This window comes from Cohnella sp. GbtcB17 (assembly GCF_019091135.1).
Classification (GTDB): Bacteria; Bacillota; Bacilli; order Paenibacillales; family Paenibacillaceae; genus Cohnella.
Window position 1 is genome coordinate 1 of record NZ_JAGXJW010000152.1, and the last position, 746, is coordinate 746.

A 746-nucleotide genomic window follows, 5' to 3' on the forward strand; every position below is an offset into this window, starting at 1 on the left:
ACCTCGCGCGCCACGCGCGTAACTTCGGACGCGAACGTCGACAGCTGATCGACCATCGTGTTAATCGTGTTTTTCAGCTCGAGAATCTCGCCCTGAACGTCCGCCGTAATCTTCTTGGACAGGTCGCCGTTCGCGACGGCTGTCGTGACGACGGCGATGTTGCGCACCTGGTCGGTCAAGTTTGAAGCCATGTCGTTAACCGATTCGGTCAGGTCGCGCCATGTACCGGCCACGCCCTTGACCTGCGCTTGTCCGCCCAGCATCCCTTCGGTGCCGACCTCGCGGGCCACGCGCGTAACTTCGGACGCGAACGTCGACAGCTGGTCGACCATCGTGTTGATCGTATTTTTGAGCTCCAGAATCTCGCCCTTGGCATTGACGGTAATCTGCTTGGTCAGGTCGCCCTTCGCGACCGCGGTCGTCACCTCGGCGATATTGCGCACCTGGTCGGTAAGCGTGCCGGCCATGAAGTTAACGCTGTCGGTCAAGTCCTTCCAGGTGCCGGAGACGTCCTTGACGTCGGCCTGGCCGCCGAGGATGCCGTCGTTCGATACTTCGCGCGCGACGCGCGTAACTTCGGAGGCAAAATTGCCTAGCTGATCGACCATCGTGTTGATTGTGCTCTTCAGCTCCAGAATCTCGCCCTTTGCGTCGACGGTTATCTTCTTGGACAGGTCGCCTTTGGCGACGGCCGTCGTCACCTCGGCGATATTGCGCACCTGGTTCGTCAAATTCGAAGCCATGTA

At 59.7% G+C, this 746-nt stretch carries 1 protein-coding gene; it reads right to left on the reverse strand.

Going from position 1 to position 746, the window contains the following annotated elements; all coding sequences use genetic code 11:
* A partial coding sequence (locus KVT38_RS33405; protein ID WP_217598047.1) for a HAMP domain-containing protein occupies positions 1–746 on the reverse strand: 746 nt, incomplete at both ends.